The following is a 24,380-nucleotide window of genomic DNA, read 5'->3' as shown; positions in this document are numbered from 1 at the left end:
TTTTTTCAAGGCTCTTTTTTTAGACCATCTTCCTATATTTATTTCTTATTGTCAGAGGTCTTTTGCATCTGCATGGCCATCATTTCTTTCATTGTTCGATTCATACCTTCAGTAGATCCATCAAGGAAAATAACATTGCCTTCACTGTTCTCGGCAAATTGTTTAATAGATTCTGTCCACATAGTAAAAAGAATAACTGATATATCAAGATTAGCCTCTTCCATTTCTTGTGCGGCTTTGGTCATACCATGTGCAACTTCTGCGCGAAACAGCGCAATACCCTGACCTCTAAGCTGGGCAGCCTCACGTTCTGCAGCAGCAGCAATTTTAATAGCATTACCGTCTGCCTCAGCACCCTTGGTTTTTGTAATTAATAAAGCCTGGCCTTCGTTTTCGGCAGCAGCTTTTAGATTGTTTGAGGCCACAACGCGACTCATAGAGCGCATAATTTCTTCATCGAATGTAATGTCGTTAAGTTGCAGATCCTGTAAGTGATAGCCCCAGCTTTCTAGTACCTGATCTATCTGATGCTTAACATGGTCAACAATTTCGTTTCTCTGTGCAAGCACATTTGCTTGTTTTTGGGTGGCAACATATGCCCTTATGGAGCCCTCTATAGTACGAATTAGGGCTTGCATTAAGTTTGTAGAATCTACAAATTTGAAGGCAACGTTTTTAATCGTCTCCTCGTCATGATTAATTACAGAGTATAGCAACATGGCCTTAAAGTATACATTGGCCTGATCTTGTGTTACTGCCTGGAAAGAAAGCTCCACAGATCTGTTTTGTATTGAAATTCTGGAGTGAATATTTTCAATAAGGGGTATTTTTAAGCTTAGTCCCGGGCTTAATAATCTTCTGTATTTTCCGAAAATAGTTACTACTGCAATTGTGCCTTGTTTAACCGTTACAAATGAACTGATTAATATCACAGCTGCGATAAAAAGGATAATGTAAAAAGTGTATTCCATAGCGTTATAATTAATTAGAATAATGAATAAGTCAAGGTACGAACAATCGGGCACAGATATTGTATTAGTAACTAATGTAACTAAAATTTACCTTATGAATGTTAAACGAACTTTTGGAACTATCTTAACTGTTTTGGGAATAATAGCGCTTATTTATGCTGGGTACGGATATGTTCAACATAGCATTCAGACAAGAGAATTGATTGTAGTTGCCATTATTGGTATTATTTTCTTTGTGTCTGGTATAGGCTTAATAAAGAATACAAAGGACGAAGCTTAGTTCTTTTTTAATTCAATGCGTCCATTTGCAGAGAAAGTTAACTGATGCTCGGGGAAGTCAGTATTGGTTAACCACTGGATCTTTTTAAAGGCAGTGTCATTGTTGTCTATAGTTAAATTGTGGATTTTATCTTGTTTTACTGAAATGATGTCTGCGAGAATAAAATCGCCGTTCGACTTGATCTTAAGCTGTAATAATGGAGCAAATCCGTTAGGCCCTTTAAGACTAAACATTCCATAAGTACAGAAGTTACCAAGGCTATATGCAATGAACTTGTTTTTATACACTTCTACTGCCCTGGTAACATGCGGACCATGACCAAGAACTACATCTGCTCCCGCATCTATTACACCATGTGCAAACGCATATACGTTACCTCTGTTCTCTTCATAAAATATTTCATCGGCTCTGAGAACGTGTTCAAATTTAGCTCCTTCGCCACCACCATGAAAGGAGACAATAACAATGTCAACTTGTGCTTTTAATCTTGAAACGAGTGATTTTGCACTGTCAAGATTATTAATAGAAACGGTGTTTTCATTAGGGGCAAATGCGCAGAAAGCATATTTGATACTATCTTTTTCAAAAATTACTGAAGGGTGCGACTGCAGGCCTGCGTAATTTATATTTAGTGAATCAAGAATTGTGGTTGTTCTTTTCCTGCCCTTAAAACCAAAATCACCGACATGATTATTTGCAACACTTAGTAAATTGAAACCAGCATTTTTTATAATTACCGCATATCTTTCGGGCATTCTAAAAGCAAAACAACTATTTCCGGTCGTATCCTTGCATTTTGTAGATTTCCCACTGTTCAGGAAACATCCTTCAAGATTCCCGAAAACGATATCTCCTTTTAAAAAGGTATCTACATTTTTAAAGCTCTTTATAGCATCGCCCTTTGGTAAATTTGATTTATCAGGATAGGCTGATCCAAGCATAATATCGCCAACGCCAATTATAGAAATGGTATCTTTTTTTAAAGCTGTAGTATCCTTTTGTATGATATCCTGAATCTGTGAAAGGTCAGTAGTTGAAGCCGTGGTAGTGCAACTTGACAGGATTAAACTGATTACGATATTTAAAAGGCTTATGCTTAGAAGTCTCATTATTATTTTATAAAAAAAGTCTTCCTAAAATATTAGGAAGACTTAAATGCGTTTCTATTCAAATAGGATTTATTCTTCAATCAGATCATTCTTTACGGCATCAATTATTCTTCCGCCTTTATAAAAATATCTAGAGTAATAAGGTTCATTTAAATTACTGATTACAACACCACGCGTTGATGAAGCATGGGCAAAACGATTATCTCCCAAATAGATACCGATATGCGTAATGGTTCTGCTTTTTATTTTAAAAAATACAAGATCACCTTCTTTTAGTTCATCTTTTGGCAATGGGTCAACCATGCTGAAAATGTCTCTTGAATTTCTTAATATAGTAGTGTTGAAAACTTTATCGTAAATAGCTTTTGTAAAAGCGGAACAATCAATCCCTTTACTCGTGTTTCCCCCAAATCTGTAAGGAGTGCCAATCCATTCGTAAATGAATTTGTAGAGTTTAATATTAGAAGTTGCATCAACAGCAACACCCATCACCTGCGAAAAATACTGCGAAGCTAAATTATCGGGATCCTCTAATTTATTAGTTTCTTTTGTTTTTGTTTGTGCGTTGAGGGCCGAGAGGCTGCACAATACAATCAGGGAAGACAACAAAAACTTTTTTATCATGTTATACTGTTAAGTTTGGGTAAAAGGCACTTACACTTAAACGTACACCACTAGGGCTTATTGTTTGGATGGCAAACATATGTATTTTACAAATGTTATCCAAATGTCATAGACCTAATATTAAAAGTTATTAACATTTTTTGTAACCTTAGTGTGCATTTTACATCATTTTCTTCGATATGTTGCAATAAAGAAGTAGATTTGCTCTCGTAAATAAAAATCAACACCCAACAATGAGTGCAGTAGAAATTAATAAAGATACCTATCTGAAGTGGTTTGAGTCGATGTTGCTGATGCGCAAGTTCGAAGAAAAAACTGGACAACTATACGGACAACAGAAAATCCGTGGATTTTGTCATTTATATATTGGCCAGGAGGCCGTTGTTGCAGGAGCTATTTCTGCATTACAGCCGGAAGATTCCATGATAACTGCTTACCGTGATCATGCTCATGCTTTGGCAAAAGGCGTAAGTGCAAATAGCATTATGGCCGAGATGTATGGTAAAGCTACAGGTTGCTCAAAAGGCAAAGGTGGTTCTATGCACATGTTTAGTAAGGAATTTAATTTTTATGGTGGCCATGGTATTGTAGGTGGGCAAATCCCTCTTGGAGCAGGTATTGCGTTTGCTGAAAAATATAAAGGCACTAAAAATGTAAATGTTTGCTACATGGGTGATGGAGCCGTTCGTCAGGGAGCTTTAAATGAGGCTTTCAATATGGCGATGCTTTGGAAATTACCTGTAATATTTGTTTGCGAAAACAATGGTTATGCAATGGGAACCTCTGTGGAGCGTACTACAAACATGGTTGATATTTATAAAATAGGACTAGGTTTCGATATGCCATGTGCCCCGGTTGATGGAATGGACCCTGTTGCAGTTCACAACGCAATGGATGAAGCTGCTCAACGTGCAAGAAATGGTGAAGGCCCAACTTTCTTAGAGATGAGAACTTACCGTTACCGCGGACATTCTATGTCTGACCCTGCTAAATATCGTACAAAAGACGAATTAGAAGAGTACAAAGCTAAAGATCCTATTGAAACAGTAAGAGAAGTGATTCTTAAAGAGAAATATGCTGATCAGGCATGGATCGAAGAAATTGAAAATAAAGTAAAACAGATTGTTGATGAATCTGTGAAATTTGCTGAAGAGTCTCCTTGGCCTGAAGCATCGGAATTATATACTGATGTTTATGTGCAACAAGACTACCCATACGTACAAGATTAATTTAGAACGCATTTCAATAGATATATAGAATGGCTGAAATAGTTAGAATGCCCAAAATGAGCGATACCATGACAGAAGGTGTTATGGCTAAGTGGCATAAAAAAGTTGGCGATAAAGTTAAAAGCGGCGATGTTATGGCCGAAGTGGAAACCGATAAGGCAACCATGGATTTAGAATCATATTGGGATGGTACCGTATTGTACATTGGTGTAGAAGAAGGTAAAGCTGTTCCTGTTGATGCTATTATTGCTGTAGTTGGTAAAGAGGGTGAAGATTACAAAGCTGCCCTTGACGCGGAAGGCGGTGCAACACCTGCTGCTAAAGAAGAACCTGCTGCAGATAAATCATCATCGGAGAAACCTGTTGAAGAGAAAAAGGAATCTGCCTCAGCTCCGGCAATAACTGATGCAGATTTAGAGAAACAAGGTGTTACGGTTGTTCGTATGCCTTTATTAAGTGATACTATGACTGAAGGCGTAATTGCTGAATGGCATAAAAAAGTAGGTGATAAAGTTAAAAATGATGACATCCTTGCTGACGTAGAAACCGATAAGGCTACTATGGAGGTAATGGGTTATGCTGAAGGAACTTTATTACACATTGGTGTTGAAAAAGGGCAGGCAGCTAAAGTTAATGGGATTATTGCCATTGTAGGTCCGGAAGGAACTGACATTAGTGGAATACTTAGCCAGGGCGACGCTCCGGCAAAACCTGCTGCTGATAAAAAATCTGATGCTCCAGTTGAAGAGAAATCTTCACCAGTGTCTCAGAAAGAAGAAGCTCCTCTTGCTTCAGGAAGCACTGATCGCGTAAAAGCATCTCCGTTAGCTAAAAAGATTGCCCAGGAAAAAGGAATTGACCTTAGTCAGGTTGCTGGTAGTGCAGATGGTGGACGTATTATTAAAAAAGATATTGAAAACTTTAAGCCTGCTGCCAAAGCAACTGAATCAGGTGCCCCTGCGGAAAAATCTGCACCGGTACTTGCACAGTATTTAGGCGAAGAGAAATTCACTGAGAAACCTGTTTCTCAAATGCGTAAGGTAATTGCTAAGCGTTTAAGCGAAAGCTTATTCACTGCGCCGCATTTCTACCTTACCATGGTTATCGATATGGACGCTGCCATTGCCGCACGCACTAAGATGAATGAATTCTCGCCTGTTAAACTATCATTCAATGATTTAGTTCTAAAAGCAGTAGCTGTGGCTTTAAAACAACATCCAAATGTAAACTCTTCTTGGAGAGGAGATGCAATTCGTTACAACGAGCATGTAAACATAGGTGTAGCTATAGCTGTTGAAGATGGATTATTGGTTCCTGTAGTACGTTTTGCTGATGGAAAATCATTATCCCGTATTTCTGCTGAGGTTAAGGATTTCGCACAACGTGCAAAAGCTAAAAAATTACAGCCTGCTGATTGGGAAGGTTCAACTTTCACTGTTTCAAACTTAGGTATGTTTGGTATAGATGAATTTACTGCTATCATCAATACTCCTGATTCTTGTATTCTTGCTATAGGCGGAATCTCACAAGTACCGGTTGTTAAAAATGGTGCTGTTGTTCCAGGAAATATAATGAAGGTTACCTTAAGTTGTGATCACCGTACGGTTGATGGCGCTACAGGTGCTGCATTTCTGCAAACATTTAAAGCATTAATGGAAGAACCTGTTAGGTTATTAGTTTAATCAGAATTCTCTTCAAGGGGATTTAAATATTGAGCTTGCCTGTGTATAATACAGGCAAGCTTTTTTATGCTTGTTACTTTTTGTACTTTTGCGCTCATGTCGAATATCAAACCCTCTTTAGCTAAAGGAACCAGAGATTTTTCTCCACAGGAAATGGTAAAACGTAACTATATTTTTGATACCATTAAAACGGTGTTTAAAAAATATGGCTATGCAGAGATACAAACGCCCTCAATGGAAAATCTATCAACCTTAACTGGTAAATATGGTGATGAGGGCGATAAACTTATATTTAAGATATTAAACAGTGGTGATTTCCTTTCTAAGGTAAAGCCGGAACTGCTTTCGCAAGCAAATTCAAATGCTGTTACATCATCCATTAGCGAAAAAGCCTTACGTTACGATTTAACGGTGCCTTTTGCACGCTATGTTGTGATGCATCAGAATGATATTTCTCTCCCCTTTAAACGGTTCCAGGTACAACCTGTTTGGCGTGCTGACAGACCACAGAAGGGACGTTACAGAGAGTTTTATCAGTGTGATGTGGATGTTGTTGGATCTGATAGTTTATTAAACGAGGCTGAGTTTATATTGATCTATCAGGAAGCTTTAAGCAACCTTGGGTTAAAGGACTTTACAATAAAGATCAATAACCGCAAGATATTATCAGGAATTGCTGAAGTTGTAGGTAAGCCTGAATTAATTATAGATATGACTGTTGCTATTGATAAACTTGATAAAATAGGTTTAGATGGCGTAATTAAAGAGCTATTGGAGCGTGGGTTTACTGAAGCAGATATAGATAGGTTAAAGCCGGTTATTTTGCTTGAAGGTACTAACGAACAAAAGCTGGATAGTTTAAAAACAGTATTGTCTGTTTCAGCAACAGGACTTAAAGGCGTTGAAGAGATAGAGGCGGTGTTTGACTATGTAAATTCAATGCTTAAAGCAGACTCGTCTATGAATCCGAATGTTGAATTAGATATTACGCTGGCAAGAGGATTGAATTATTATACAGGTTGCATATTTGAAGTGAAAACCAATGAGGTTTCTATGGGGAGCATTGGAGGAGGAGGAAGATATGACGATTTAACCGGTATGTTTGGTTTAAAGGGCTTAACGGGGGTTGGGGTATCTTTTGGTGCGGATAGAATTTATGATGTATTACAGGAACTGAATCTTTTCCCTGAATCTGCAGCTGCAGGCACAAAGGTTCTGATCAGTAACTTTGATAAGGAAGCCGAAAGATATGCTCTGCCAATCTTACAGCAACTGCGTGGGGCAAATATTGCTGCGGAACTATATCCGTCTTCTGCGAAGCTTAAAAAGCAGATGAGCTATGCCGACGATAAACATATTCCTTACGTAATACTCATCGGAAGTGAAGAAATGAGCAATGATGTCTTAACATTGAAAAACATGAAAAGCGGGCAACAAGAAAAGCTAACTATTGCTGCTGTTGTTGAACTGTTAAAAGTTAATTAGTCTTTGAGGAAGCCATAAAGTTCTCCAAATTTCTTTTTGCTTTAGTGCTGATCTTATTTCTTAAAAAGGTTGTCCATCCTAATAAAAGCCCTGTAAATCCAAGAGCTTGTTTAGCCCATGTGTAAAAATTGAACTGATCAGTATGTTTTGTTATTTTTCCGTTCTCTATTAGAAAGGAGGCGTTAATTCTATTAACTACTATGTTTCCTGTAGCGGAAAAAGTATAATATGCGTCCCATTCGGCGCTTCCCCCCATCTCATTTCCAGAAATATTTTTAAACTCAATTCGCATATCCTTGCCGCTTTTGATAAGCATAGCCCACATAGAACGTACCTGTTTTGCATTTAAATTAGTAAATACAGGATCGCTAAAGCTAGCACTATCGGCGTAGCAATCTTGCATAGCCTTTACGTCTTTATTTTGAAAGCTAGCGTAAAAGTGGCGGATCAATTCTTCATTTTGAGTCATAACAGCAACGTTTATCTGGTTTAGATGTAAGTTTTACCGGCCAAAATGCCTTCTATTTTGTCCAAAAGATCATCAATGTCAAATGGTTTAGCAAGAAAACCATTTGGCTTGTATTCACCATGTTCAACATTTTGAGCTGTATATCTCGCAGATATCATCAATACAGGGATTTGATCCGTAGTTGCATCAGACCTAAGTGTTTTTAGCAATTCGCGGCCATCTCCATCAGGCAACATGATATCAAGAATAAGTAAATCCGGTTTAAGCTGCTCAATATGAAACATCATATCTGCGCTCTTGTTAAGGCCTGTTACATTATATGCTTCACTTTGTAAAATCAAGGTGATCACATCAAGGATAGCGTGATTATCCTCAATAACAAGTATGTTTTTGTAAATTGTAGAGCCTTTTGCCAAAATAGAGATATTTAATAGTACAAATATATTCAAGTAGAATGATTTGTTTATTGTTTATTTGAGAAATTTGAACAAATTATTGCAATAGTATGCCTAATGGTTACTGGTGCAACGTTAAAATAATCTGGGAGTTTCATTGAACCTTTTTACATTATTAAAGTCCAAGAATAGAGTTTTAGGTTAGAATGGGTGTGGTTGTGGCGACTATGCCCTTTCTTATTTCAAATGAGGTTTGTATGTAGTTGTATTTACAATCGCTTTAAGCTCTTGTAAAATGGCATATAGGCCAAAATTTGTCCGGTTTACATAAATAAAATGCTTAACGCCCCTTGCTTGTTTAAACTCGGCCATCTTAGAAATCTTTTCGCCATAGGAATATAGCTGTGCAAAAAAATCCGGATTGTCAAAATTAAATACTTCGCTTGTATATGGCCTCGCGAATAGTTCAATCATTTCACGATAAGCATGATAATAGAATTCGATCTGTTCGGGATTATCTTCCTTATGAATCATTTCTAGTTTTCGAAATGCTTCAATTGTCTTAGCTTTATCTTTAATCACATCAGTAGATATGAGTGAGAAAAAAGGATAATAGAAATCATCTGGCATTTCCTTTATACAACCAAAATCGATAACCCCTAGTTTTTCTTCCGGAGTGATCAAAAAATTTCCGGGATGAGGGTCAGCATGAACTGCTCTTAATTCATGTTGCTGGAAGTTATAGAAGTCCCAAAGGGCCTGACCAATTTTATTTCGTAATTCCTGTGAAGGTTTTGTCTTTAAAAATTCTTTTAGATGATGACCATCTATCCAATCCATCGAGATTATTTTCTTTCCCGACAGTTCCGGGTAGTAAGTTGGGAAAACAACATTATTTAAATTTTTACAGGCTTCAGAAAACTCGATAGAACGTTTTACTTCCAGTTCATAGTCGGTTTCCTCTAATAAACGCTCTTCAACCTCTTTTATATAAATATTCAATTCTTTCTCGCTCATACCTAATAAACGAAAAGCAAAGGGCTTTACCATTTTAAGATCAGAAGAGATGCTATCGCCAACACCTGGGTATTGAATTTTCACTGCAAGTTTTTTCCCGTTTAATTCAGCAGTATGAACCTGGCCGATTGATGCGGCATTGGTTGATCTGAGATTAAATTTGTCGTAGATTTTTTCTGGAGTTTTCCCAAAGCTTTTGGTAAAAGTTCTTACAATAAGTGGCCCTGACAGTGGGGGAGCATTATATTGTGATTGTGTAAACTTATCAATATAAGATTTAGGGAGGATATTTTTATCCATGCTTAACATTTGGGCAATCTTTAATGCACTTCCTTTTAGTTCACTAAGTGATTTATAAATGTCTGTAGCATTGTCTTCATTTAACTCATCATTAGTCAGTTGTGGATTAAATAGTTTCTTAGAATAGTGTTTGATATAGTTGCCACCGATCTGAAACCCTGTTTTTACAAATTTTGCTGACCTCTGCGTTTTAGTTACCGGGATACTGCTTTGCTCTTTCATTTGATCTTAAAATCTCATCTTCTCTTTAAAATGCCCGTTCCTTGAGAGGAACTTTCCATATTCCAACAGATTGTCGATAGGTGATCTTTGAAATAGGTCAAAGGTTACATTTATGCCTTTTTCTATTGCCTCATCAGTTTTTTCAAACCCCGTACTATCATCACTAACCCAGAATTTTACTATAAAAGCAAATTGAATCCAAAGGGCGTCTTTATACCTTTTGCTGAAAAATTTTCTTTCTGCCAATTCTCCTGTTTCCAGGCCTTCGTTCAAGATCTCTTCAGCAAAATGTTCAAATATTGGTTTTACTCCCGAAAGTGCATCAGGGGTCGAGAATCTATCTTTAGTTGTTTTAAGGCTATAAATTACAAAGCTTCTTTGCTTTTTGAGTACTTCAACATAGCTATAGAAAAAAGCTAGGATTTTATCTCTGGATGAGTACTCGTTCCAAACCTCCTGTTGCTGTAAAGTATCAATGGTTTCTACTATTAATTCTACCCATATAATCTTTTCTATACTTTCAAAAGAGGCGTAAAACTCATAAAAATCGGACTCAGATATTTTTAATTTTTTAACAAAACTATAAACTGATTTAGGTTTCTCATCGTTCATTAAAACGTAATCGATGTAACCATTTCGAATTTGCTGAGCAGTTGCCATTTCCTTTTTATTTATATAACGTATAAGTAGTTAGCATGTTTCAAAAACCATTTAAAGTTATTGAATTATTCTATCATCGTTTTGTAATAAAAAGTTGAACGGAGCCAGATTTTACAGGCCTAAACGATGTTTTCTTAAGGTGTCCTTTGCAATATCATATCCCGCATCAGCATGCCTTATAACCCCCAGTGCCGGATCATTATGTAGCACACGTTTAATGCGCGCTTCAGCATCGCCAGTACCATCAGCAACGATTACCATTCCAGCATGTATGGAATACCCAATTCCAACTCCTCCACCGTGATGAAGTGAAACCCAGCTTGCTCCACCAGCGGTATTAATTAATGCGTTAAGAATGGGCCAGTCTGCCACAGCATCTGAACCATCCAGCATTGCTTCTGTTTCCCGGTTTGGCGAAGCAACAGAACCTGTATCTAAATGATCTCTACCGATTACAATCGGAGCTTTTACCTTTCCTTCGGCCACTAATTTATTAAATGCAACGCCAGCTTTTTCGCGTTCTCCTTGTCCAAGCCAGCAAATTCTGGCAGGTAAACCCTGGAATGCAATTCGTTCCTGGGCCATGGTAATCCATTGTTTTAAACTTTCGTTTTCAGGAAATAATTCGAGGATCAATTTGTCTGTTTCGTAAATGTCTTGTGGATCCCCGCTTAAAGCAGCCCATCTAAAAGGGCCTTTGCCCTCACAAAAAAGTGGACGAATATAAGCTGGAACGAAACCAGGGAAGTCAAATGCATTTTTAACACCAACTTCCAGTGCGCGCCCACGAAGATTGTTGCCATAATCAAATGTGATGGCTCCTCTTTTCTGTAATTCCAGCATTTGTCGCACATGCTTAGCCATTGTAGCATAAGAGCGTTCTACATACTTATCAGGATTTGCAGTACGCAAAGCATTGGCTTCCGAAACACTCAATCCTTCAGGGAAATATCCAATTAAAGGGTCGTGTGCCGAAGTTTGATCAGTTAAAGTATCAGGTGTAATACTTCTATCTATCAATCGCTGTAATAATTCAACTGCATTACAAACCACACCGATGGATAATGCTTTACCTTCTTGTTTGTATTGCAATGCCCTATCAATTGCAGCGTCTATGTCATGTTCAATTTCGTCTATGTAACGTGTTTCTAATCTTTTCTGAATGCGCCATTCTTCGACTTCAGCTGCCAGGCATACACCCTTGTTCATTGTTATTGCAAGTGGTTGTGCACCTCCCATACCCCCAAGTCCAGCCGTAACATTTAAAGTGTTTTTTAAATTACTGTCAAAGTGCTTTTTTGCCAATGCCGAATACGTTTCATAGGTGCCTTGTACGATGCCCTGCGAGCCTATATAAATCCATGAACCCGCTGTCATTTGCCCATACATCATCAAGCCCTTATCCTCTAGTTCATCAAAGTGCTGTTGGGTAGCCCATTTTGGCACTAATTGGGAGTTGGATATCAGTATTCTTGGCGCGTCTTTATGTGTTGGTAATATTCCTACAGGTTTGCCCGATTGTATTAACAAGGTCTCTGTGTCTTCCAGGTTTTGTAACGCCTTAATGATTAATGCCAAGGCTTCTTTATTTCTTGCAGCCTTGCCACGACCACCGTAAACAATAAGCTCTTCCGGACGTTCTGCAACGTCTGGGTCAAGGTTATTCAATAACATTCGCAAAGCGGCTTCCTGTACCCAACCTTTGCAGGTTAATGTAGTGCCGGTTGGTGTATTTTTTTTACTGAGATCAAGATTTAAATTCATAATAGCAGTCATATAAAGGCAATGTTACCAGACAAATGTATATAATTATATAGAATTGGTTAAGTTTGGTTTTTGAAATTGAAAGAAAAGGTTTTACATATCAATAAAGCTATCTCGATCGTTTTGTTAATGGTCTTTTCCATTGCACTTACGCCATTTAGCATTCTTCATAGTCATCATGAGGAAGAGACGCAATGTGCAAAAAATGGAGAGACCTGTAAACATCAATTTCACGTGCGTAAGCATGCCGACACTTGTTTAATATGTGCTGCTCATTTCGAAAAAGATTACATCACTACCCATTCTCATTACACTTTATACCAGGTTAGTAAATCTGGTTTAAAACCTGTAGAGGCAATTAGCAACTCTTATGCTGACTTAATCCGCTTAGGGTTAAGGGGCCCCCCAATAGCTTAATACTCTTTTAATTTATTGCTTGTCATGACCTCGCATGGATTTATGCGGTGCATCATGATTTTATACACTCAATTGAAGCCTGCCTGAGCATTCAGGAGGTTTGTAATCATATAATTATATTCATGAAAAAGATACAATTTTTAATAGTTGTACTACTATATATGTTTTTCTCTGCAACTGGTTTTGCTACTGAACTAATAGAATTAAAAGGTAAAGTAGTGGATGCTGAAACCCAGCAACCGTTGCCTGGAGCATCGATTTTAATCCCAGACCTTCGGGTTTCTGTTATGACGAATGAATCTGGTGAATTTACCTTGAAAAATGTACCCGCCCGCGGAAGCTTTCTTGTACAGGTTAGATACATCGGATATCAAACAATAACCAAAACTGTCGACTTTAAAAGTGTGGGGGCAATGGAGTTCTCCCTAAAATCAAGCGTGATAGAGGGAAGGGAAGTAGTTATAACAGGATCTGCAAATAGTTCCGATAACAAAAAAAATAGCACTTCAATAGCAACTGTAAGCAAGGCCGACTTGCTGTATCGTCCTTCAACTAATCTAATAGATGCTATATCCCGTACACCAGGTGTATCTCAAATCACAACTGGAGCCGGAATATCAAAGCCTGTTATCCGTGGCTTAAGCTACAATAGAGTAGTTACGCTAAATAATGGCGTTAAACAACAAGGACAACAATGGGGCGATGAACACGGAATCGAAATAGATCAATACAGTGCAGACAGGGTTGAAGTATTAAAGGGTCCGGCAAGTTTAATGTATGGATCTGACGCTTTAGGCGGAGTTATTAACATCCTCGATGCACTACCGGCTCCAGAAGGAACCATAAAAGGAGAGTTTTTAACCAATTATGCCACCAACAATGGTTTGACGGGTAGCTCATTAATGCTTCAAGGTAACGAAAACGGATTTGTTTATAGAGCAAGAGGTTCGTATAAAAATGCCTACTCTTATCAAACACCAACAGAATATGTTCCTAATTCTGGATTTAATGAATCTAACTTTGAAGGGCAGATCGGGTTAAATAAAAGATGGGGTTATGCGCATTTAGATGCATCGAGTTTCCGCACTAATATTGGGTTCTATGAACCGGCGAGAAATGAAGATGGGCAACTTGTAAACGAAGATGGAGCTCCATTTACAGATGAGCAGAATAAAGACAGAACACTAGCATTTCCAAAACAAGATGTTCGTCATTATAAAGTTGCCTTAAACAGTAATATCTTATTAGGTGAAGGCAGTCTAAAAGCAACTTTGGGCTATCAGCATAATTTAAGGAGAGAACTTGAGGCGGCAGATGAAGATCCTGCGTTGTTTTTAAACAGTTATACTTATAGCTATGATTTGAAGTACTCTTTTAATGAGGTGAATGGCTGGGCTCCTGTAGTGGGTGTTTCGGGCGAATTCATCCATAGTTTAAATACAGGGGGGCAGGAGCAGCTAATCCCTGATTTTGACAGTCAGGCATTTGGTGGCTTTGCTTTTGTTAAGAAAACTTGGGACAAAAATACTTTTAACATTGGTGCCCGGTTCGATTATAGAAAAATGACCGGTAAAGATTTTCATACTGATGATGTAGATTTTAGTGCGTTTAGCAACAAGTTTTCACACATTACCGGAGCCCTTGGCTATACCCATGAATTTAATGATGCATTAAGTTTTAAGGCTAATGCCGGAAGTGCTTTTAGAGCACCCAATATAGCAGAGTTATCATCTAACGGAGTACATGAAGGAGTATTTCGTTATGAGGTAGGTAATCCAAACCTTAAGCCAGAGCAGAGTTATCAGTTTGATGCATCTTTTGATTACGAGAACAAGTATCTAAGTGCCAGTTTAGGTGGATTTGCAAATTATATTAATGATTATATCTATTATAATACCAGCGGAGAAACGAAAGAAGTGGATGGCAGAAATTTCCCTGTCTACAACTTTGTCCAGGATAATGCCTTTTTACGCGGTATAGAGGCCTCCTTAACGTTACATCCTGTGAGTTTTATTCACTTAGAGAATGGATTCTCCTTTACCAGAGCAACCAATCGTACTACGAAGGAATCTCTGCCCTTTATTCCTGCGGCGACTTTACGCAATGAATTGCGTTTTGAGCCAAAAATAAATGGAACCGAGCACTCTTATCTTTCTGTTGGTATTGATAATTTCTTTAAGCAGAGTAAAATTGACAGTTTTGAACAGACCTCATCTGGCTATACGCTTTTAAATGCGGCCATTGGAACAACTGTTAGGTTTAGTAAAACTCAAGATATTACGATTTACATTGCAGGTAAAAACTTGCTGGACAAAACTTATTATGATCATTTAAGCCGATTTAAACCTGGAAGATTAAGTGATGAAGACCCAACTCTTGGTATCTATAATCAGGGACGAAATGTTACATTTGGAGTTAACATCCCGTTTACTTTAAAAAAGTAAACCATTGATGGACAAAATAAAAGAGGGGGCAAATTGATATTTGCCCCCTCTTTTATTTTTAAGTTATCATACTTCCTTATATACATTTATTATAAATTGTACCGATTTTCGTATTTCTACGGAAAGTAACCTGTCATTTTCATGGGCCGGAATTTCTCGTCTGAAAGCAAAAATCAATTTCTCCAGTTCAGGAGATGTTCTAAGAGGTCTTCTAAATTCTAAAGCCTGTGCAGCGGTTAGCAGTTCAATTGCCAGAATCCTTTCTAAATTATTTACAACCCTCAAGCATTTAGTTGCTGCATTTGCTCCCATGCTCACATGATCCTCTTGCCCGTTGCTAGAAACGATGCTATCCACGGATGCGGGTGTGCATAGTTGCTTGTTCTCGCTGGCAATGGATGCCGCAGTGTATTGTGTTATCATTAACCCTGAATTTAACCCTGCATTTTTAACCAGAAAAGGAGGTAAGCCTCTTTGTCCGGAGATCAGTTGAAAAGTTCTTCTTTCGGAGATTGATCCAAACTCTGATAAAGCAAGACACATAAAATCCAGCGTTAAGGCCAGTGGTTGTCCATGGAAATTACCGGCAGAAATGATTCTGTCCTCATCGGGAAAAACATTCGGATTGTCCGTTACGGAGTTAATCTCCGTTTCAAAAACAGATTGTATATAATTGATGCTGTCTTTACTTGCACCGTGGACCTGGGGTACACACCTAAAAGAATAAGGATCTTGTGTTTGTTTACCATCCTGTTTAATCAACTCACTTCCTTTTAACCAATTACTTATACTAGCAGCAGTTTGAAGCTGGCCTATATGAGGTCTTATAAGGTGACTAAGGTCATCAAATGGATCTATTCTGCAATCAAAACTATCAATTGAAATGGCAGCTATGGCATCCGCCCACTTTGCAAGATGCTGCGCTTTAGAAATGCAGTAAATCCCATATGCACTCATAAATTGAGTGCCATTTATTAGCGCCAGGCCTTCTTTCGACTGTAGAACAAGAGGCTGCCAACCCAATGTAAGGTACAGATCAGCGGTAGCAATCTTTTCTCCTTTGTAAATTACAGTGCCTTCACCTATTAGTGGTAAAGCAAGGTGTGCAAGAGGAGCTAAATCCCCGGATGCACCTAAAGATCCCTGGGTATAGATTACAGGTAGAATGTCGTTGTTGTAAAAGGCGATAAGTCTTTGAACCGTAGTTAATGCTATTGCAGAATGCCCATAACTAAGCGATTGTATTTTCAGTAAAAGCATTAGTCTTACAATTTCTGCAGGAACCTCTTCTCCTGTACCACATGCATGAGATAAAAGTAAGTTATGCTGCAATTGGGATAACATTTCGGCCTCGATCTTTACATTTTGCAAGTATCCAAAACCTGTATTTATTCCATATATCGGAGCGTCACTATGATTTAGTTTATTGTCCAAATACTTTCTGCACTTTTCAATTCTTTCAATAGCACTGGCAGATAGTTCGATAGTTTGCTTTTCTGCGATGATTTTTGTGATCTGGGCAAGGCATAACCTTTCCTGACCTAAATAATGAATGCTCATTCTTTGTTTATATTTTAGCAAAATTATAAATAATGCTTAAGTTTAGAACTTTCACTACCTTATTATTGTTTCATTTTAAAACTAACCTATGTTAAAAACAATATCCTTATCCTTCTTTCTTTTATTCTGTGCAGCTGCCTCAGTATTTGCTCAAAAAACTGATACGATTTCTATCAATTTAGAAAATGTTAAATATGCCTATCCTGTAAAATATTTTGCCATTAATACAGAGAGGCAAGACCTTCGCATGGCTTATATGGATATCCCCCCAACCCAACTTAACAACGGGAGAACAGTGGTGTTGTTTCATGGTAAAAACTTTGGAGGATATTACTGGACAAATGTTATAAAAGCACTAACAAGCAGAGGGTTTAGGGTTATTGTGCCTGATCAGATCGGGTTTGGTAAGTCGTCAAAGGCCTTTATCCATTATAGCTTTCATCAAATGGCCAAATGGAATAAAGAGTTGTTAGATGGTTTGGGTATTACAAGAGTTAGTGTCCTGGGTCATTCTATGGGAGGTATGCTGGCTACCCGATTTGCACTAATGTATCCTGAAAAAACTGAAAAACTATTGCTTGAAAATCCTATTGGATTAGAAGATTATCGTCGTTTTATACCTTATTCGACTACCGAAGAACAATATAAAAGGGAATTAATGGCAACCGCTGAAAGCATTAGGAAATACTATCAAGGTTCTTACTTTACTGTTTGGAAAGCCGAGTATGAGGAACTAGTGCGAATTGCCGGAGGGGTAACCTATAGTGGTGATTTTCCACGTTGGGCAAAAGTTGCAGCCCTGACTTATACTATGATCTATGAACAACCGGTGGTTTATGAATTCTACAATATTAAAGTGCCCACAGTACTATTTATTGGTAAGGAAGATAAAACTATAGTTGGAAAAGGATTGCTTAGTCCTGATCAGCAGGCGTTATACGGGCAGTATAAACTTTTGGGTAAACAGACTGCTGCTAAAATACCAGGTGCGAAAATTGTAGAGTTCGAAGCTTGCGGGCATATCCCGCATATAGAAATATCTACTGAATTTAATGTAGCGCTATTAGGTAGTCTATAATGTTTTATTTGCCGGATTCTGTAAAAATATTTTAGATAAGATGTCGTATAATTCCGGATGTTTTGCATTAAACTGCTCAGGTTTTTCAAAGAAATATTCTGAAACTACGGCAAAAAATTCTGCTTCATTGGTTATGGCATAAGGGTTAATATCTGATTTGCCATTTTCAATGCGCTGTATCTCCTCATGGATCATTTTAACCCATGGAATGGTATACTCGTGTTTCAATAAGTTCTCAGGTACTCCATCGGTTGCTCCGTCAGACTTGTCCAGCAAATGAACAAACTCATGAATTGCAGTGTTCTCTTTGTCAGCACTATTTGAAAAACCTTGCAGAAGGGCAGATCTCGATAAGATCATCTGCCCATTCATAAATCCATTACCTACCATACCCATAACCCTTCTTTCTCCACCTTCGTACTGAAATTCAGTATTAAAGGTGTCGGGATATAAAACTACACTGCTTAGATTATTATACTTCCAGTTAGCAAAACCAAAGACCGGAATAATGGCACTTGAAGCAATTAAAAGTTTATCTAAAACTGTAATCTCAGTTCCAACACCTTCAATTCGGACATAGCTTAAAAACTCGGAAAGTTTTTGTTCAAATCTGGGTTTATCATCCACTTCCAGTTGCTGATAGTAACTTACGTTTTTAAATAGCAACTGTTTATCCCCTTCACTTAAGCTTACATAATTATGGCGGTTATCTTTTCTAAGTATAAAATAAAGTACCAAAAGTAATATTGGGATGAGAATAAATAAACCTTCCATTTATTATGCTTCCAGAATTTCTAATTGAGTAATTACCTGGTCTTGAGTAACCGGATAAGGAACATCATTAACAACACTCTGATAAACTGCCTCGAATAATGGCAGGTAGCTTCCCCTTAAAGAAGGTACTGCGTGTACCGTTTTATTTCCTTGCTCATCAATTAATGTCAATTTGCCTTCTTTTCCTTCAGGTTCAATTCCATAGGAGGCGTCAGAAAGTTTCATTCTTTTTAACAGTTGCTCTTCTTGAATATCGGTTCTTTCCTTATGTAAAGAACCTTTTTCTCCATGTAGAACGAAAGCAGGTAATGCATCCACTAATAACAAATTAGAATGAACAAAAACATTAACACTATTCGGATAGCCTAAATGGATAGAAAAGTAATCATCAACTTTAGTACCCTTACGATTTTTACCTAAAATTTTATGGAATGTCTCAGGTTTTCCGAATATACTAATGGCCTGATCTAATAAATGAGGACCCAGATCATACATCAATCCACTTGCTGCTATAGGTTCCTCTTTAAATGTTTTGGGCCCAATCGCTAATCTATACCTGTCGTAACGGAAGTGAACTTCGTTCAGTTTTCCCAATTTTCCGCTTTCTATTACTTCACGTACAGCTGTATAATCGCTATCCCATCTTCTATTTTGGTAAAAGAATATTTTTTTACCCGTACGATCAGCCAATTCAAAAAGCTCTTTTGCTTCTGCTGATGTAGCAGTGAATGGTTTCTCTACTAAAATATGCTTTCCGGCACTTAGCGATTTGGTAGCATAATCAAAATGAGTATAGTTCGGTGTGTTTATAATGATAAGTTCAATAGCATCATCAGCTATTAAATCGTCTATTGTATTATAACTAATTACACCCGGATAATCATCCGCGGCTTGTTTTTGGTTGCGTTCAGTTACAGCATGTAATTTAAAACCCGGGTGTGCATCAACAAAAGGGGCATGAAATACCTTTCCAGACATTCCGTAGGCCATCAAGCCTGTTATAATTTTTTTTTCCATTTTAATATAAATTTCCTTTTAATTCTTCGAAGCTATCATAACCTCCGTAACATTGTGCTAAAAATAAGAAATCACTTTACTAAACGCTTAATATTATTGTAATAAAGCTTCATGTCTAATTGTATCTTTGTAATATGAAACCTGCAGAAATACATGCAAAATGGAAAATTTTGCAACAAAAGATAGCACAGGAATTTGATTCTGATGTACCTGATCTAAAAGTTATACTGTTTTTGATTGGTGTTCAAGAGCTAGGAAAAGGTCCAGGAAAATATAGTAAACGTCAAAAAGAGGAGCTAATGCATATTGCGACCTGTCGTTTATTAAGTGAAATGGGATTCTACGAGTTAGAAGGATTGGACCAGGACGGATGGCCTCATTGGAAACTTGTAAAGCCGGTTCCTTCGTTTGCAATGATGGAGCAGGAATTACTTCTTAAATCCCTTGCTATACATTATTTTGAAGATATCTACCAATAGGAAGAATATCATAAAAAGTAAAAAACCCGAAGTACAGAGTACGACGGGTTTTTATTTTATAGGTAGATGTAAATGTTCTTATTTGCCTTGTTGTTGAGCTTCTTTTTTCAATTGATCGTTAGCAACGATAACAACCTCAACTCTACGGTTAGCCGCTCTTCCTTCTTCAGTCGCATTGTCAGCAATTGGTTCAGAAAAACCTTTACCTAAAGTGATTAAGCGTGATGATGGAACACCTTGAGAAACTGCATACGCTTTAACAGCTGCTGCTCTTCTTTCAGATAATGCCATGTTATAGGTTTCAGTACCCTTGTTGTCAGTATGACCAATAACTTTAATGTCAGTTCCAGGATATTGATTTATTGACCCAGCTAATGATTTAATATTTGTTTTAGCCTGAGCAGTTAAATCTGATTTGTCAAAACCAAAAAGAATACCACTATCAAACTTAACGATAATACCTTCACCCTCACGGATAACTTCAGCATTTGGGATAGCATTCTGTATTTCAGCAGCTTGTTTATCCATCCTTTTACCAATAAATCCACCGGCAGTACCACCAACTGCAGCACCAATAATAGCACCTACAGCTGTATTACCCGCTTTTTTACCGATAATAGCACCAATCACACCACCCGCTGCAGCTCCAATACCAGCTCCTTTTTGTGTTTTTGTTAAACTATCGCAACCTTGAAATGCCATTGCACCAAGAGAAAGAGCGATACTAAATGTTGCTATTTTAAATTTTGAAGTAATCATAATATAATTGTTTGTTTTACTTTGAGCCTAACTCAAACCTAATGCCAGTTTTATTGTTTCTTATTTTTATTGTCCTGCACCGTCAATTTTTGCAAACATAAATGTTACAAAAGGACAATGGCGTATTTTAAATTGTATGAAAGCGACCAAAATTCAGTACAACCACCTATTATTCTGAAAAATATTCTTCTAATTCTTTCAAGGTGTTTTCATCTGTAAGAAAATCTTTAATTACCAGGCCTTTTTCTAAAAGAATAATCCTGTCACAAACATCTGTAACGTGATTTAAGTCGTGACTGGATATTAGCGTTGTCATTTTATGCTCCTGCTTCAAATTCTTAATTAATGATTTTAGCCGAATTTGAGTAGTGGGGTCAAGATTAGCAAAAGGCTCATCCAATATTAACAGTTCAGGGTTTTGCATAAGCGCAGCGGCAATGCCGATCTTATTTTGATTGCCTTTTGAAAAATCGCGAATGTATTTGCCTTTATTAAGGATTTCATCATTAAAGAACTCAATGTATTGATTTAGATAATCCATTACATGGGCAGGGCTAAAGTTATGCAGACCTCCAATAAAAGTAAAATACTCTTCGGCAGTTAAATAATCTATCAGAAAACCCTCATCAAGATAAGATGCTGTGTAGTCTTTCCATTTATCGTGTTTTGCAACATTCTCTCCTTTGGACAGGATCTGACCTGCATTTGGGCGAATCAGATCAAGCAGCATTCGAAATAGCGTTGTTTTTCCTGCTCCGTTATTTCCTACCAGGCCGATGGTTTCTCCGGCATTGATCTGTAATTCTTCAATATTTACGACGGTTTTATTCCCGTATATCTTTTTTAGATTTGAAATTTCTAGCATCATGGTTATTCTCTAAAGCCTTCGGCAATGTTATATTTTCTTTTATTAAATTGATTCACTAAAAAGGTTACCCAGAATTCCCGGGTTAAAAGAGCAAGGACACCCAATGTTCCCAATGCAGCAAGGCCCCAATAAGGGTGATCAACAAAGAAGAAAGGCAAGAATATTACATAAGGTAGCAAGAAATAAGGTAATCCTAAAACCCACTGACTTGCGCCCACCCCCTGAAAGTTAAATGTTGCAGCTTTGGTCAGGTCTATTGCCCTATAGTTGCGAGTTGCAAAATAGAGGACTATTATAGTTCCTATGCCAATATTGTATAGATAAGCAGCAAACTGAACAGCCAAAATCTTCCAGCTGATAAACCCGTAAAGACTTATGATCAATGTGGTAAAACTGGACATTACAGTGAATAGTAAAAACTTAGCTTTAATGAATTTTCTAAAGTCAATTTTGTTAACCAATAGCCCGTCAAAATGAGCGGCCTGCCAGCCAAACATAAATTGACCGTAAATACTAATTACACTGCCAGTCATAAAAACAGCAGCAAATAGCATGGCGGCAAAATTGTCCTTCTGTAAAAAATCTTTCTTGTAAAAAAGGAAGCCATAAAAAACAAAGATCACACACATAATGAGGCTAGATCGTGTCCTTTTATGTCTAAGAATTAATTTTAGCTCTAGGGCAACTAAAGTGCCTATTTCTCCAAAACGACCAAGGATAGGGTAATCCGTACTCGTTTTTTTCTCTTCATTTTTACTTAACTCCTCTGTATATAAGTTATTACGAAGATATCTGGAGTTCACAAGAAATATCACCAGGGCAATCCCACTAAACCCTAGCGCAACTAAAGGATGTAAAGAAATCACATTAAATATGCGGTTCGATATTGCCGAAATAGAAAAAACTTTAAAATACTCTAATAGCCCCAGTGTCAAAATTGAAGCAAGCATTATAGGTATAACCTTTAAATTGGATATACTCATTCTCTTTATGTAAAGCGCTGCGTAATTATTAAAAAGTGTAAGGGAAATAATAGAAACAATATACATTATTGCTACAAGTGAACCATGCACATCGGCTATTGCGGTTACACAAAAGGGAACGAATAAGAATAACGGCAAAATATTAAAAGCAGAAAATAATGCTCTTGCATTTAAGAAGTTAACTATAGTTTGTTTTGAGATTTTTAGATGTAAATAAGGTATAATACTCAGGGTGGGTAAATCCTGTAACTGAAGCCTCATCATCATTTCGATGGCAAAATAATATAAAATAAAGCCATTAAATACACCGAATATATCTTTTCCAGGGAAGGATTTTTCAATCAGAATCTCGAGGCTAAGTCCGGCAATAACTGCTACTGCAAGCAAATACAGAAGGATAAAGCCAATAAAAATTTGTGCAGCAATGGATCCCCCTTTATTCTTAGAGCGCCAAAAGGCTTTCCATTGATGATGTAGAAAAGTGATGAGCATATTAATAATTGTATTTGTTTTTCCAGTTCTGTTTTAGTTTTTCTCTTAATTTTTCCTCAGCCGGATTTTTACCGGGGTCGTATAATTTGGTTCCGCTAATTTCTTCCGGAAGGTATTCCTGAGCGGAGAAATTTCCCTCATAAGCGTGCGAATATTCATAATCTTTACCGTATCCAATATTTTTCATGAGCTTGGTTGGTGCATTCCTGATATGTAGTGGGACTGGTAAGTTACCTGTTTGTTTCACCAAAGCCTGAGCTTTATTTATCGCTTCGTAAGAAGCATTGCTTTTTACCGAAGATGCCAGATAGGTAACTGCTTGAGAGAGGATAATCCTGGCTTCTGGATACCCTATCACATTTACTGCCTGAAAGCAATTGTTTGCAAGTAGCAATGCGTTTGGATTGGCATTGCCTATGTCTTCCGATGAAAGGATTAGTAGCCTTCTGGCAATAAACAAAGGATCTTCGCCACCTTCAATCATTCTAGCCAACCAGTAAACAGCCGCATTTGGATCGCTTCCTCTTATAGATTTAATGAAAGCCGATATAATGTCGTAGTGTTGTTCACCAGCCTTATCATACAAGGCAAGATTCTGCTGAGCATGAGCCAGAACGTTTTCATTATTCAACGTTAATTTATTGCCACCAATTCCATTAACTGCAATCTCCAAAACATTTAATAACTTTCTGGCATCTCCGCCAGATAACCTGATCAATGCTTCATGCTCTTTAATGGTGATCTTCTTTTCTTTTAAAACAACATCCTTTTTAATGGCGGTCTGTAATAAACCAGAGAGCTCGTCCTCATCCAGTGCTTTTAAAATATAGACCTGGCATCTGGAAAGCAAAGCTGAGATTACCTCAAAAGAAGGGTTTTCTGTTGTGGCTCCTATTAGCGTTACCAGGCCCCGTTCAACAGCACCCAATAAACTGTCTTGCTGTGATTTGCTAAAGCGATGGATCTCATCAATAAACAAAATGGGCAATCCCATTAAACTGTTTTTAAGTTGAGCGGCTCTGTCTATCACATCTCTTATATCTTTTACTCCTGAGTTTATAGCACTTAGATTAAAGAATGGACGATCAAGTGTTTGAGAAATGATATATGCAAGGGTAGTTTTACCAACACCGGGAGGGCCCCAAAAAATCATTGAGGGTAATTGTCCGCTTTGTATGGCCTTTCTTAGTACAGCATCAGGCCCCACTAAATGTTTCTGGCCGACATATTCGTCCAGATTTTGCGGACGCATGCGTTCAGCTAAAGGAGGGAGGTTTTGCATAAAAGTAAAGATACAAAACC

At 37.6% G+C, this 24,380-nt stretch carries 23 protein-coding genes; 8 read left to right on the top strand and 15 right to left on the bottom strand.

Features of this window, described 5'->3' with window-relative positions:
• Positions 1–38: 38 nt before the first annotated feature.
• Positions 39–971, bottom strand: a complete 933-nt coding sequence (locus HQN86_RS15660) for an SPFH domain-containing protein (RefSeq protein ID WP_172661844.1) — start codon at positions 969–971, stop codon at positions 39–41.
• 22 nt (positions 972–993) lie between these two features.
• On the opposite strand from HQN86_RS15660, the gene HQN86_RS15655 reads away from it, so the two are divergent.
• The gene (locus HQN86_RS15655) at positions 994–1,251 is read left to right on the top strand and encodes a hypothetical protein (RefSeq protein ID WP_246269628.1); all 258 of its coding nucleotides are present in this window, start codon (positions 994–996) and stop codon (positions 1,249–1,251) included.
• Here the strand turns inward: HQN86_RS15655 and HQN86_RS15650 are convergent.
• Positions 1,248–2,360: a CapA family protein gene (locus tag HQN86_RS15650; protein WP_172661843.1), complete on the bottom strand. Its 1,113-nt coding sequence runs from the start codon at positions 2,358–2,360 to the stop codon at positions 1,248–1,250. The genes HQN86_RS15655 and HQN86_RS15650 overlap by 4 nt on opposite strands.
• A gap of 69 nt (positions 2,361–2,429) precedes the next feature.
• On the bottom strand, positions 2,430–2,984 hold the full coding sequence (locus HQN86_RS15645) for a C40 family peptidase (protein WP_172661842.1): 555 nt from the start codon (positions 2,982–2,984) through the stop codon (positions 2,430–2,432).
• A 233-nt stretch (positions 2,985–3,217) separates the two neighbouring features.
• Between HQN86_RS15645 and pdhA the strand changes: the two genes are divergently transcribed.
• From pdhA to hisS, 3 genes are all read left to right on the top strand, one after another.
• A complete protein-coding gene (gene pdhA, locus HQN86_RS15640; protein WP_172661841.1) occupies positions 3,218–4,213 on the top strand; it encodes a pyruvate dehydrogenase (acetyl-transferring) E1 component subunit alpha in 996 nt (331 codons plus the stop codon).
• 29 nt (positions 4,214–4,242) lie between these two features.
• Positions 4,243–5,895: a pyruvate dehydrogenase complex dihydrolipoamide acetyltransferase gene (locus tag HQN86_RS15635; protein WP_172661840.1), complete on the top strand. Its 1,653-nt coding sequence runs from the start codon at positions 4,243–4,245 to the stop codon at positions 5,893–5,895.
• Between the two features lie 96 nt (positions 5,896–5,991).
• Positions 5,992–7,380: a histidine--tRNA ligase gene (gene hisS / locus HQN86_RS15630; protein ID WP_172661839.1), complete on the top strand. Its 1,389-nt coding sequence runs from the start codon at positions 5,992–5,994 to the stop codon at positions 7,378–7,380.
• Here the strand turns inward: hisS and HQN86_RS15625 are convergent.
• The 5 genes from HQN86_RS15625 to hutU form a co-directional block, all read right to left on the bottom strand.
• On the bottom strand, positions 7,373–7,849 hold the full coding sequence (locus tag HQN86_RS15625) for a nuclear transport factor 2 family protein (RefSeq protein WP_172661838.1): 477 nt from the start codon (positions 7,847–7,849) through the stop codon (positions 7,373–7,375). The genes hisS and HQN86_RS15625 overlap by 8 nt on opposite strands.
• Positions 7,850–7,869: 20 nt before the next feature.
• On the bottom strand, positions 7,870–8,298 hold the full coding sequence (locus tag HQN86_RS15620) for a response regulator transcription factor (protein ID WP_235207291.1): 429 nt from the start codon (positions 8,296–8,298) through the stop codon (positions 7,870–7,872).
• Positions 8,299–8,481: 183 nt separating this feature from the next.
• Positions 8,482–9,783: an ABC1 kinase family protein gene (locus HQN86_RS15615; protein WP_172661837.1), complete on the bottom strand. Its 1,302-nt coding sequence runs from the start codon at positions 9,781–9,783 to the stop codon at positions 8,482–8,484.
• Between the two features lie 6 nt (positions 9,784–9,789).
• Entirely contained in the window at positions 9,790–10,443 is a 654-nt protein-coding gene (locus HQN86_RS15610; RefSeq protein ID WP_172661836.1) for a TetR family transcriptional regulator C-terminal domain-containing protein, read from the bottom strand.
• 111 nt (positions 10,444–10,554) lie between these two features.
• Positions 10,555–12,207: a urocanate hydratase gene (gene hutU, locus HQN86_RS15605; protein ID WP_172661835.1), complete on the bottom strand. Its 1,653-nt coding sequence runs from the start codon at positions 12,205–12,207 to the stop codon at positions 10,555–10,557.
• A gap of 72 nt (positions 12,208–12,279) precedes the next feature.
• On the opposite strand from hutU, the gene HQN86_RS15600 reads away from it, so the two are divergent.
• Together HQN86_RS15600 and HQN86_RS15595 are read left to right on the top strand one after the other, a co-directional pair.
• Positions 12,280–12,624, top strand: a complete 345-nt coding sequence (locus HQN86_RS15600) for a hypothetical protein (protein ID WP_172661834.1) — start codon at positions 12,280–12,282, stop codon at positions 12,622–12,624.
• 122 nt (positions 12,625–12,746) lie between these two features.
• Positions 12,747–15,068 carry a TonB-dependent receptor gene (locus tag HQN86_RS15595; RefSeq protein ID WP_172661833.1) on the top strand — a complete coding sequence of 774 codons (2,322 nt, stop codon included), beginning with the start codon at positions 12,747–12,749 and terminating at the stop codon, positions 15,066–15,068.
• A gap of 66 nt (positions 15,069–15,134) precedes the next feature.
• Here the strand turns inward: HQN86_RS15595 and hutH are convergent, their stop codons facing one another.
• Positions 15,135–16,628: a histidine ammonia-lyase gene (gene hutH / locus HQN86_RS15590; protein ID WP_172661832.1), complete on the bottom strand. Its 1,494-nt coding sequence runs from the start codon at positions 16,626–16,628 to the stop codon at positions 15,135–15,137.
• Between the two features lie 88 nt (positions 16,629–16,716).
• On the opposite strand from hutH, the gene HQN86_RS15585 reads away from it, so the two are divergent.
• The gene (locus tag HQN86_RS15585) at positions 16,717–17,706 is read left to right on the top strand and encodes an alpha/beta fold hydrolase (protein ID WP_172661831.1); all 990 of its coding nucleotides are present in this window, start codon (positions 16,717–16,719) and stop codon (positions 17,704–17,706) included.
• On the opposite strand, the gene HQN86_RS15580 is transcribed toward HQN86_RS15585, so the two are convergent.
• Together HQN86_RS15580 and HQN86_RS15575 are read right to left on the bottom strand one after the other, a co-directional pair.
• On the bottom strand, positions 17,701–18,480 hold the full coding sequence (locus HQN86_RS15580) for a M90 family metallopeptidase (RefSeq protein ID WP_172661830.1): 780 nt from the start codon (positions 18,478–18,480) through the stop codon (positions 17,701–17,703). The two genes, HQN86_RS15585 and HQN86_RS15580, sit on opposite strands and share 6 nt — an antisense overlap.
• Before the next feature lie 3 nt (positions 18,481–18,483).
• Entirely contained in the window at positions 18,484–19,497 is a 1,014-nt protein-coding gene (locus HQN86_RS15575) for a Gfo/Idh/MocA family oxidoreductase (RefSeq protein WP_172661829.1), read from the bottom strand.
• Between the two features lie 134 nt (positions 19,498–19,631).
• Here HQN86_RS15575 and HQN86_RS15570 point away from each other — a divergent pair, with 134 nt between their 5' ends.
• Positions 19,632–19,976, top strand: a complete 345-nt coding sequence (locus HQN86_RS15570; protein ID WP_048907844.1) for a hypothetical protein — start codon at positions 19,632–19,634, stop codon at positions 19,974–19,976.
• Positions 19,977–20,054: 78 nt separating this feature from the next.
• Here the strand turns inward: HQN86_RS15570 and HQN86_RS15565 are convergent, their stop codons facing one another.
• The 4 genes from HQN86_RS15565 to HQN86_RS15550 all read right to left on the bottom strand — a co-directional run bounded on the left by HQN86_RS15565 (position 20,055) and on the right by HQN86_RS15550 (position 24,360).
• Positions 20,055–20,735 (bottom strand): OmpA family protein, encoded by a 681-nt coding sequence (locus HQN86_RS15565; RefSeq protein WP_099440429.1) that lies wholly within the window; start codon positions 20,733–20,735, stop codon positions 20,055–20,057.
• A gap of 169 nt (positions 20,736–20,904) precedes the next feature.
• Complete coding sequence (locus HQN86_RS15560) at positions 20,905–21,603, bottom strand: ABC transporter ATP-binding protein (RefSeq protein WP_172661828.1); 699 nt, start codon at positions 21,601–21,603, stop codon at positions 20,905–20,907.
• Between the two features lie 2 nt (positions 21,604–21,605).
• A complete protein-coding gene (locus HQN86_RS15555) occupies positions 21,606–23,078 on the bottom strand; it encodes a DUF5687 family protein (RefSeq protein WP_172661827.1) in 1,473 nt (490 codons plus the stop codon).
• 1 nt (position 23,079) lies between these two features.
• Entirely contained in the window at positions 23,080–24,360 is a 1,281-nt protein-coding gene (locus HQN86_RS15550; protein WP_172661826.1) for a replication-associated recombination protein A, read from the bottom strand.
• Positions 24,361–24,380 lie beyond the last annotated feature (20 nt).

The organism is Pedobacter panaciterrae, from assembly GCF_013204795.1.
Taxonomy (GTDB): Bacteria; Bacteroidota; Bacteroidia; order Sphingobacteriales; family Sphingobacteriaceae; genus Pedobacter; species Pedobacter panaciterrae.
This window is presented reverse-complemented; position numbering and strand designations above follow the sequence as displayed.

What these genes read in the sequence shown, in the direction of transcription:
- HQN86_RS15575 (WP_172661829.1), bottom strand. Translation starts at nt 19,497, where the DNA reads ATGGAAAAAAAAATTATAACAGGCTTGATGGCCTACGGAATGTCTGGA.
- HQN86_RS15555 (WP_172661827.1), bottom strand. Translation starts at nt 23,078, where the DNA reads ATGCTCATCACTTTTCTACATCATCAATGGAAAGCCTTTTGGCGCTCT.
- HQN86_RS15660 (WP_172661844.1), bottom strand. Translation starts at nt 971, where the DNA reads ATGGAATACACTTTTTACATTATCCTTTTTATCGCAGCTGTGATATTA.
- HQN86_RS15655 (WP_246269628.1), top strand. Translation starts at nt 994, where the DNA reads ATGAATAAGTCAAGGTACGAACAATCGGGCACAGATATTGTATTAGTA.
- HQN86_RS15585 (WP_172661831.1), top strand. Translation starts at nt 16,717, where the DNA reads ATGTTAAAAACAATATCCTTATCCTTCTTTCTTTTATTCTGTGCAGCT.
- HQN86_RS15645 (WP_172661842.1), bottom strand. Translation starts at nt 2,984, where the DNA reads ATGATAAAAAAGTTTTTGTTGTCTTCCCTGATTGTATTGTGCAGCCTC.
- HQN86_RS15570 (WP_048907844.1), top strand. Translation starts at nt 19,632, where the DNA reads ATGAAACCTGCAGAAATACATGCAAAATGGAAAATTTTGCAACAAAAG.
- hutU (WP_172661835.1), bottom strand. Translation starts at nt 12,207, where the DNA reads ATGAATTTAAATCTTGATCTCAGTAAAAAAAATACACCAACCGGCACT.
- HQN86_RS15650 (WP_172661843.1), bottom strand. Translation starts at nt 2,360, where the DNA reads ATGAGACTTCTAAGCATAAGCCTTTTAAATATCGTAATCAGTTTAATC.
- HQN86_RS15550 (WP_172661826.1), bottom strand. Translation starts at nt 24,360, where the DNA reads ATGCAAAACCTCCCTCCTTTAGCTGAACGCATGCGTCCGCAAAATCTG.
- HQN86_RS15615 (WP_172661837.1), bottom strand. Translation starts at nt 9,783, where the DNA reads ATGAAAGAGCAAAGCAGTATCCCGGTAACTAAAACGCAGAGGTCAGCA.
- HQN86_RS15610 (WP_172661836.1), bottom strand. Translation starts at nt 10,443, where the DNA reads ATGGCAACTGCTCAGCAAATTCGAAATGGTTACATCGATTACGTTTTA.
- HQN86_RS15580 (WP_172661830.1), bottom strand. Translation starts at nt 18,480, where the DNA reads ATGGAAGGTTTATTTATTCTCATCCCAATATTACTTTTGGTACTTTAT.
- HQN86_RS15560 (WP_172661828.1), bottom strand. Translation starts at nt 21,603, where the DNA reads ATGATGCTAGAAATTTCAAATCTAAAAAAGATATACGGGAATAAAACC.
- HQN86_RS15565 (WP_099440429.1), bottom strand. Translation starts at nt 20,735, where the DNA reads ATGATTACTTCAAAATTTAAAATAGCAACATTTAGTATCGCTCTTTCT.
- HQN86_RS15635 (WP_172661840.1), top strand. Translation starts at nt 4,243, where the DNA reads ATGGCTGAAATAGTTAGAATGCCCAAAATGAGCGATACCATGACAGAA.
- pdhA (WP_172661841.1), top strand. Translation starts at nt 3,218, where the DNA reads ATGAGTGCAGTAGAAATTAATAAAGATACCTATCTGAAGTGGTTTGAG.
- hutH (WP_172661832.1), bottom strand. Translation starts at nt 16,628, where the DNA reads ATGAGCATTCATTATTTAGGTCAGGAAAGGTTATGCCTTGCCCAGATC.
- HQN86_RS15625 (WP_172661838.1), bottom strand. Translation starts at nt 7,849, where the DNA reads ATGACTCAAAATGAAGAATTGATCCGCCACTTTTACGCTAGCTTTCAA.
- hisS (WP_172661839.1), top strand. Translation starts at nt 5,992, where the DNA reads ATGTCGAATATCAAACCCTCTTTAGCTAAAGGAACCAGAGATTTTTCT.
- HQN86_RS15595 (WP_172661833.1), top strand. Translation starts at nt 12,747, where the DNA reads ATGAAAAAGATACAATTTTTAATAGTTGTACTACTATATATGTTTTTC.